At 40.8% G+C, this 7,233-nt stretch carries 5 protein-coding genes; 3 read left to right on the top strand and 2 right to left on the bottom strand.

Going from position 1 to position 7,233, the window contains the following annotated elements; translation table 11 throughout:
• Window positions 1–147 precede the first annotated feature (147 nt).
• Entirely contained in the window at window positions 148–882 is a 735-nt protein-coding gene (locus tag IQ246_RS28020) for an MBL fold metallo-hydrolase (protein WP_194006559.1), read from the bottom strand.
• 187 nt (window positions 883–1,069) lie between these two features.
• Here IQ246_RS28020 and IQ246_RS28015 point away from each other — a divergent pair, with 187 nt between their 5' ends.
• Both IQ246_RS28015 and IQ246_RS31090 read left to right on the top strand, forming a co-directional pair.
• Window positions 1,070–2,551 (top strand): site-2 protease family protein, encoded by a 1,482-nt coding sequence (locus IQ246_RS28015; RefSeq protein ID WP_194006558.1) that lies wholly within the window; start codon window positions 1,070–1,072, stop codon window positions 2,549–2,551.
• Between the two features lie 154 nt (window positions 2,552–2,705).
• Window positions 2,706–2,837 carry a hypothetical protein gene (locus IQ246_RS31090; protein WP_255515665.1) on the top strand — a complete coding sequence of 44 codons (132 nt, stop codon included), beginning with the start codon at window positions 2,706–2,708 and terminating at the stop codon, window positions 2,835–2,837.
• 189 nt (window positions 2,838–3,026) lie between these two features.
• Here the strand turns inward: IQ246_RS31090 and IQ246_RS28005 are convergent, their stop codons facing one another.
• Complete coding sequence (locus IQ246_RS28005; protein WP_194006560.1) at window positions 3,027–3,992, bottom strand: transposase; 966 nt, start codon at window positions 3,990–3,992, stop codon at window positions 3,027–3,029.
• Between the two features lie 773 nt (window positions 3,993–4,765).
• Here IQ246_RS28005 and modB point away from each other — a divergent pair.
• Window positions 4,766–6,586 (top strand): molybdate ABC transporter permease subunit, encoded by a 1,821-nt coding sequence (gene modB, locus IQ246_RS28000; RefSeq protein WP_194006557.1) that lies wholly within the window; start codon window positions 4,766–4,768, stop codon window positions 6,584–6,586.
• Window positions 6,587–7,233: the final 647 nt, after the last annotated feature.

Genomic DNA, 7,233 nt, shown 5'->3' with positions numbered 1-7,233 from the left:
GGCATGGGGCATGGGGCATGGGGAAAGATAATTATTCTTTTGCTCCTCAGTCCCTAGTATCGAGTCCCCAATGCCCAATGCCCAATCTCCAATGCCCAATGCCCAATGCCCAATCCCCAATGCCCAATCCCCAAATCCCCACTTTATTTAAAGTAGGGCTTGCATCTGAAGCAAAGCTTCTAAATCTAGGGAAGCGAGGCGTTGATAAGCTTGATCTACTGTACGTTTGCCTCTGAGAAAGCCAGTATTAGCACCTGGACAAATATACTGAAGAGTTTCTGGTGTAAAGCGCTTTAAGAGGAACTGAAGACTTTTAATTTGTCGGGGCCAGTGAAAGGTTTTTGCTGAGCGTAATGGTACTGGTTCGCTCTGCTGGTTGGGGACTAAATGGCGTCCAGAAAACAATATACCTCCAAGATCACTGTAGTACAGGCAAGATGATCCAGGAGTATGACCTGGTGTCCAAATTACTTGTATTGTTGAATTGAGAGTGAATTCTTGACTAAAGGTAGTTACGGTTAAGCCTGGTAATAAATAAGCTTCTTGCTCCTGGATTATAATTTCACTTTCAAAGGTTTGTTGGATTTCTGCTGTCTTGCCAATAGCACCTCGATGAGTGAGGAATAACCAACGTACGCCTCCATGCGATCGCAAAAAATCCTGATTTGTTTGCTCTATGGCAGGGCAATCTATGAGGATATTGCCTTCATTTCTTACAATAAAGTAAGAGGTTCCGCCTAACGTGTCCCGATTGGGTGGAAAGGCAAAAATGCTCTCTGGCGCGAAGTTCCTATCAGAGGAAACCAACCCTTGGACTTCGTTTGAAAACACGACCCGTGGTGGCTTAGTTGTGTGACTCGACTGTTGAGGTAAGGGGGACATGAGAAAAACCGAAACTCAGGAGTTGTGGATAATCAGGTTAAAGTGTGGAAATTCTTAAGAATTACACTTGAGAGATAACCAGCACTATCAACCGTTGTTGAAAAGATTGAGGTTTGAATCCCTTGTAGGTAGTGTTGTAATACTCATGCTACAGGGCAGATGTTTTGTCAAAATTACTGAAGATAACATGGCATTTTGGTTTCTCCTCTTACTGGGGCTAGCTACTTATCTAATGGTGCAGCGTAGTGTTGCTCACATCACCCGAACGCCAGTATGGTTATTATGGCTGGTGTTAATGACACCCGCATTTGTGTTAAGCGGATGGACGCTGATGTATGGGCCCAAACAACCGCCGCCGCCGTCGCTGCTGATCTGGCCGTCAGTTGTGTGTCTGCTATTATACTGGCTATTGTTTCAATGGGGACGTCGATCACCAAGGGACACACAGACCGAACCTGAATCGACGGAATTACAGTCGGCCGTCCATCCTACAGTAGAACCAGCACCAGTGCGTCCCATTGAGCCAAGAGAAGAAACCCAACTGCGAAATTGTTTTCCCTGGTCTACATATTACGTCCAAAACATTGAGTATCGACCACAAGCGGTGGTGTGCCGAGGCCAGTTGCGAACTACGCCAAGCAATGCCTATCAGCAGATTAAAGCAAATGTTGAAGCACAATTTGGCGATCGCTTCTTGCTAATCTTTCAAGAAGGTCTAAATGGCAAACCCTTCTTTGTACTAGTTCCTAACATTAAAGCTGCTAAAGAGGAAAATGGACGACGCAATCCAGAAAGGTTAACTCGACCAGGATTAGCACTTCTGCTGCTAGCAGCTACTTTGGTCACTACTACTTTGGTGGGAGCAAAAATTGCTGGTGTTGAGCTGACGACATTTGAGTCTAACCCAACTGTTATTTTGAAGGGATTGCCTTATGCTTTAGGATTAATGACTATTTTGGGCATCCACGAACTTGGTCACTATTTAACAGCTAGATTTTACAAAATTCGCTCCACGCTACCTTACTTTATCCCTATGCCTTTTTTCTTGGGAACTTTTGGCGCGTTTATTCAGATGCGTAGTCCGATTCCCAACCGCAAAGCTTTATTTGATGTTAGTATTGCTGGGCCAATTGCAGGCTTTATCGCAACTTTGCCATTACTAATGTGGGGCTTGGCTCATTCAGAAGTAGTTCCCCTAACTGAAAAAACAGGTCTTTTGAACCCTGATACCCTCAATCCTAAATATTCAATTTTACTAGCGTTGCTCTCGAAGTTGGCTTTGGGCAGTCAGTTAACGGCAAAATCAGCGATTGATTTGCATCCATTGGCAGTAGCTGGGTTTCTGGGTCTGATCGTCACGGCATTGAATTTGATGCCGGTGGGACAACTAGATGGGGGTCACATCGTTCATGCGATGTTTGGGCAACGAACTGCAATGGCAATTGGTCAAATTTCTCGCTTGTTATTGCTACTACTTTCTTTAGTCCAGGATGAATTTTTATTATGGGCAATTATTTTATTGTTCATACCGTTGATTGATGAACCTGCGCTGAATGATGTTACTGAATTGGATAACGGGCGTGACATTTTAGGATTGCTGGCAATGGCTTTGCTGGTTGTAATTGTGTTGCCGCTACCGCAGGCGATCGCTAACTTATTACAAATTTAAATAGTACAGTAGGTTTTTATTGTTGCTTTGAGATATCTCATTTCTGGGATGAGGCGATCGCTCTTTCCCAGCAGAAAGCTTTGGTGAAGATCAGGGAGCTACATTTACCGTGGAACTTAAGCTGATGTAGCAACAACTAAGAACGCATAAATAAATGCGAAGCTTACCATCAGAGCAAGGCGGAAATATCTTAGCAATTGCCTTGAGTGCTTATGCTGGAGAAATTAATGAGCAACAAGCGATCGCGTCGCAGCAGGATTTTAGAGACACCTCGCTAAGCCGATAGAGCCAGATGCATTAATTGCAGCCATTGCGAGCAATATTAATAGGACTTACGCACTGTACAAATTGGCTATTATATGGATAACGATATTTGGTCGTTTCAAGGTATTGGCGATCATGCCTGTGCTGACAAGTCAGCCCATGCTCAAACAAGTGTAAATTACCCATTAACAAAAGACATCAGCGATGAATTTTATATAATACTGTCATCGATAAGGTTCTCAAAAATGTACTCACGTATAACTTTTATGAACAAGTTCCTTTGTAATTCATACCAATTACTAATTATTTTTCTTTGCCGCATTAACTCTAGTTTAATAAAAGCTCGAAGAGAGCAAAAAATATGAGTTTTAATTGCACAACTATCTCTCACCATGAATCGACCAATTCCACAAACTTGTTTAATAGCTCTGTGAAAGGTTTCTATTTCCCAATGAGTATCATGAATAATTAAAAATTCATATCTTGAAGTCTGCTTCAAATTCTCCTCATCTGGTAAAGATAAAATATAGTGTCTAGAGTCTTCTTTTTTGAAGTCTTTCCTAAACAATTTTATGAACCCAAATTCTTTCAGATGAGTTATTAAACCTTGATCAGGAATATCTAGGCAGCTTACTTGACAATACTTCTGCGGCTCGTTAGAAACAGTTCTGTTTTTTTCAATTCCGAACAAAAAACCCAATTTCTGGTTTTTTAGAAATTTTAAGTTTTCTACTCCTGAGTACCAACTATCTCCTGTTACTAATTTTGGTTTTATCCCCCATGCTATTACTTCACTCACCATTTCCCGAAAATATTCATTCTTTGTCTTACCTTCTTTTTTATCATATAGTCGGTAATTTATTGGGACTGAATTATCATGAGCATCGCTATAAAACAGTGTAATTAGATTTAATCCTTTGATGGTTCGATGAAATTTACCTGACCAAAAATAACCTACTAATTCTGCATATTCGGGATCGCTGTAAAGCTTTTCTATTACGGTATCGTCAACACTTATAATCCCTCCTGCCAAGTTGATACAAGGCTTAATAATGTTGAATAAATCTTGTGGTTCATATCTTTCCCTCAAAAGAAAACGGTTCACACTGTCATGTGAGATATCTCCCAATATCTCTGATAACCTACTGCACCCTCCAAACTTTGGCTCCCAGAGCAAAAACAAGGTGTAATGGTCTAAATTACATTGTGCTGTCGAGGGTTTGCTGATTTCTCTCAATTGCTCAATACCTACAAATAGACGACACCTATTTTCGACTGCACTATTTTACCACTCTGTCAATGCGTAAGTCCTAATTAAGTAAAATCCATACTTCCAAGTCACCAAGCACTAATTTTTACAAAAATTTTATTGTAGTAATCGCTACTATTTACCAATTATTTTGGTAGTATTCTATCTAACATGCTGAAAAGCTGATTCAGAAATAGTTGTAGGCTAAAGTCCAGTTTTAAGATTTTCATCTTATCTATATTTAACCAAATTAGTATGTATAAAGTTGGTAAAACATAGAACGACTGAGAAAAAGACTTGAGATACTGGAAATGAATAATCAACGCATCCTTACTTTTATCGAAGAAGGCAGTCTTGCTGAGGGCAGCTTTGCTGGAGGAAAACTGCCCTCAGCAATACTGCCGCGACCAGAGGGAGCAAGGGTTTAAGACCCCCTCCAAATTTTCAATTTGGTGGCTCTTTTTCAGGAGGGGTTTGAATCCTATAAGTGAAAAAAAAACCTTCTGCCTCCTGCCTCCTGCCTCCTGCCTCCTTCAAGAGTAAATATTTTGTGCAATTTATATTTGGCAGTGGAGCTAAAACTGTGTTTGATAAACAAGGTTTTACGCTAGCTAAGAGTTGATAAAAGATTAATTTTGATTGGGTTAATTTGAACTAGTCCTAACAAATGTTTGCATACACCAATTCTTTTACACAAAGTTATGCAACTGGATTTATCGCCCCTGTGGATATCACTTAAAACTTCATTGCTTGCAACATTTATCACCTTCTTTTTGGGCATCACTGCTGCCTACTGGATGTTGGAATATCGTGGCAAAGGCAAATCGTTAATTGAGGGTATCTTTATTGCACCACTGGTTTTGCCACCCACAGTAGTCGGTTTCTTGTTGCTGCTATTTTTTGGTAAAAATGGCCCAGCAGGGAAATTGATGGAGTCTTTGAACTTTAGTATTGTTTTTACTTGGTATGGTGCAGCGATCGCAGCTACAGTTGTTGCCTTGCCACTGATGTATAAAACTGCACTGGGAGCTTTTGAACAGATAGATGGTAATCTACTACGAGTAGCCAAAACCCTTGGCGCAAGTAACACCACAATCTTTTGGCGCATCAGTTTTCCTTTAGCATTACCTGGCATTATAGCCGCCACGACTCTCGCTTTTGCTCGCGCTTTAGGTGAATTCGGTGCCACATTGATGCTGGCTGGTAACATTCCTGGACAAACTCAGACAATCCCTATGGCAATCTATTTTGCCGTAGAAGCTGGAGCAATGAACGAAGCCTGGTTTTGGGCGATCGCGATTATGGTGATTTCTCTATCTGGAATTATTGCAGTCAACTTCTGGCAGGAATTTAGGGAAAAAGGGAGCAAGGGGAGCAAGGGAGCAGAACATAGAACTCGTCACTTAGCACGGGCTATGCCCCGCTACGCTAACAGCACTCAGCATTCTTCTAAGGCTGGGCTATTTGTAGACATTGAAAAACAATTACCGAGTTTTCATCTCCAGGTATCCTTTAATACTAATGAACAACCCTTGGGATTATTAGGAGGTTCTGGAGCAGGTAAAAGTATGATTCTGCGCTGCATTGCGGGAATAGAAACGCCCACTAGAGGGCGCATAGTCTTGAATGGCAGAGTACTATTAGACTCGGAACAAGGAATTAATTTGCCAAGCCGCGATCGCCGCATCGGTTTTTTAGTGCAGAATTATGCTTTGTTCCCGCACATGACTGTGGCGCAAAATATTGCTTTCGGCTTACCCAAGAGATTATCTGCTAGGGATATTCGAGTACAGGTAGAAGAACAACTAATAGCCATGCAATTGCAGGGATTAGGCGATCGCTATCCGCATCAAATTTCTGGGGGCCAGCAGCAACGGGTAGCCTTAGCCAGAGCATTGGCTAATCAACCAGAAGCCTTACTTTTAGATGAACCATTTTCTGCACTCGATACCCACTTGCGTAGTCAATTAGAACAGCAAATGACGGCAACTCTAGCTACTTATCATGGTGTGACTCTATTTGTCACCCATAATATGGAAGAAGCTTACCGAATTTGCCCCAATCTGTTGGTATTAGAGCATGGTAGAGCAATTCATTATGGCTCTAAACACGATATTTTTGAACGTCCCGCTACTGTAAGCGTTGCCCAACTAACTGGCTGTAAGAACTTTTCTCATGCTGTTCTCAAATCGTTACAGCAGGTAGAAGCGGTTGACTGGAGTTGTAACCTTCAAGTTATTGAACCAATCAAAAGGGAATCATCCCATATTGGAATTCGCGCCCATCACATTACATTTACTAAAGATTCATCCTGCGAAAATACCTTTCCTTGCTGGCTAGTACGCACAAGTGAAACACCACACCGCATGACGTTGTTTTTAAAACTACATTCTCCTGCTCATAATCTTCAGGATTACCATTTGCAAGCAGAAGTTTTCAAGGAAAAATGGGTGATTATAAAAGACCAACCTTTCCCTTGGTATGTGCGTTTAGATCCCTTGCGGTTAATTGTGATGGAGTAATTGGAGGAACCACTTTTAACATTAAAAAATATTAAAGCCTGATTCCCCCAGGGCAATGTAGGTTATTTTTTGTAGTAAATTCAAGAGTGGGTAAATAAACAAATAAAAATCACCGACTAACTCCCTTCATGAAGCTAAAGACGAAAATCACGTCGTTGATCAGCTATAATTTTTTATACTCTACACATAGATTTTCTCAAATTATGCTTGGTTTTGTGCGGTAGTATTCATGATAAGTCGTTTTTAACTAGTGTTCAGTTGATAAACTGTCACTCACTAGATTCCCCGTTTTATTGCAGAAGAGATATTCTTAGTGAGTGCAAGGAGTGATACCATTTCACCAAATGTTTGTCGCAAATTATCTTTCGCAATACTCCCTTAACAGAGAGTATTGCGGATATTAAATGTTACAGATAAAATGTGAAATAGTATAAATTATACGGGAAAGTGCTTGAGTAAGCAAAACTCTCAAGTGCTTTTTTGTTTATAAAAGATTTTATTTTTGGGCAAAAATACTAACCGTTGCAAAACATACACGCAATAGAGTAAGAACTTAAGCAACTATAGGAATCATATTTGATTTCTGAAAAAAATTCAGTAAATCTTTATTACTTCTTCTCCATGCCCCATGCCCCATGCCCCATGCC

Origin of the sequence: aff. Roholtiella sp. LEGE 12411 (genome assembly GCF_015206995.1) — a bacterium.
Lineage (GTDB): Bacteria > Cyanobacteriota > Cyanobacteriia > Cyanobacteriales > Nostocaceae > Komarekiella.
Note: the sequence above shows the minus strand (reverse complement) of the source record. Positions and strands in the feature narration are given on the sequence as shown.

Excerpts from the sequence above, each read along its gene's own strand:
- IQ246_RS28020 (WP_194006559.1), bottom strand. The coding sequence starts at position 882 with ATGTCCCCCTTACCTCAACAGTCGAGTCACACAACTAAGCCACCACGG.
- IQ246_RS28015 (WP_194006558.1), top strand. The coding sequence starts at position 1,070 with ATGGCATTTTGGTTTCTCCTCTTACTGGGGCTAGCTACTTATCTAATG.
- IQ246_RS31090 (WP_255515665.1), top strand. The coding sequence starts at position 2,706 with ATGCGAAGCTTACCATCAGAGCAAGGCGGAAATATCTTAGCAATTGCC.
- modB (WP_194006557.1), top strand. The coding sequence starts at position 4,766 with ATGCAACTGGATTTATCGCCCCTGTGGATATCACTTAAAACTTCATTG.